Source organism: Cupriavidus lacunae (genome assembly GCF_003353055.1).
GTDB classification, from domain to species: Bacteria; Pseudomonadota; Gammaproteobacteria; order Burkholderiales; family Burkholderiaceae; genus Cupriavidus; species Cupriavidus lacunae.
In genome coordinates, this window is sequence record NZ_QKWJ01000229.1 from 1 (window position 1) to 1331 (window position 1331).

Annotated in this window: 1 protein-coding gene; it reads left to right on the plus strand. The window is 59.4% G+C overall.

Going from position 1 to position 1331, the window contains the following annotated elements; genetic code table 11:
• Positions 1–27 precede the first annotated feature (27 nt).
• Positions 28–1281, plus strand: coding sequence for an IS256 family transposase (locus tag DN412_RS42835; protein ID WP_115216992.1), 1254 nt, complete (start codon positions 28–30; stop codon positions 1279–1281).
• The last annotated feature ends 50 nt before the right edge of the window (positions 1282–1331 follow it).

The following is a 1331-nucleotide window of genomic DNA, read 5'->3' on the forward strand; positions in this document are numbered from 1 at the left end:
AACGCCCTTATGACCGAAACAACAAGCATGACGAAGAAGAGCAAGAAATCGAGCGCACCGAAGCTGTTTCCGGATGAGTTGATCGATCAACTACTGGCTCAGGTACAGAACAAGGACGCCGAGTCGATTCTCGGTGAATCAGGCTTGGCCGGCCTGCTCAAGAAGCAGTTGGCCGAGCGTATGCTTGCCGCCGAACTGACGCACCATCTGGCCAGCGAGGCCAAGCAAGGCAAGAGCGGCAATCACCGCAACGGCAGCAGTCCCAAGACGGTCATCACGCCCAACGGCGAGCTGGAACTGGATATTCCGCGCGACCGGCAGGCCACCTTCGAGCCGCAACTGGTCGCCAAGTACCAACGCCGTCTGCCCGGCTTCAACGACCACGTAATCAGCATGTATGCACGCGGGATGAGCGTACGTGAGATTCAGGGCCATTTGCAGGAACTGTATGGGCTGCAGGTCTCGCCCGACCTGATTTCCACCATCACCGACGAAGTGCTGGCCGAGGTCGAACAATGGCAGCAGCGCCCGCTGGAGGCGATGTACCCCATCGTCTACTTCGACGCGCTGCGCCTGAAGATCCGCGACGAAGGCACCGTCAGGAACAAGGCGGTGTACCTCGCGCTGGGCATCCGCGCCGATGGGCGCAAGGAAGTGCTCGGGCTGTGGATCGAGCAAACCGAGGGCGCCAAGTTCTGGCTCAAGGTCTTCAACGAACTGAAGAACCGAGGTTTGGACGACATCCTGGTCGCCGTGGTTGATGGCCTGCGCGGCTTCCCCGAAGCGATCGAGGCGGTCTACCCCGCCGCGCAAATCCAGACCTGCATCGTCCACCTGATCCGCAATTCACTCAACCTGGCGAGTTGGAAGGACCGTAAGAGCCTGGCTGCTGCGCTCAAGCCGATTTACCAAGCTGCCACGGCCGACGCCGCTGCGGTTGCGTTAGATGCCTTTGCTGGCAGCGATTGGGGCCGCAAATTCCCGACGGTGGCCGATATGTGGCGGCGGCAATGGGAGCAGGTCATCCCGTTCTTCGTCTACCCGCCCGAAGTCCGCAAGATCATCTACACCACAAATGCCATCGAGAGCATGCACATGCAGTTGCGCAAGATCGTCAAGAATCGGGGCCACTTCCCTAGCGACGAAGCCGCCAGCAAGCTGCTCTATCTAGCCTTGCGCAATATCGAGAAAGACTGGAAGATGCCGCCCATCACCTGGAAGCAAGCGGCCAACCAGTTCGCCATCCTCTTTGGCGACCGCTTCACCAACGCCCTACGCTGAGATCCGTTTAACTTTAACCGACCTCAGCACACAAAATTCCTGACACGTCC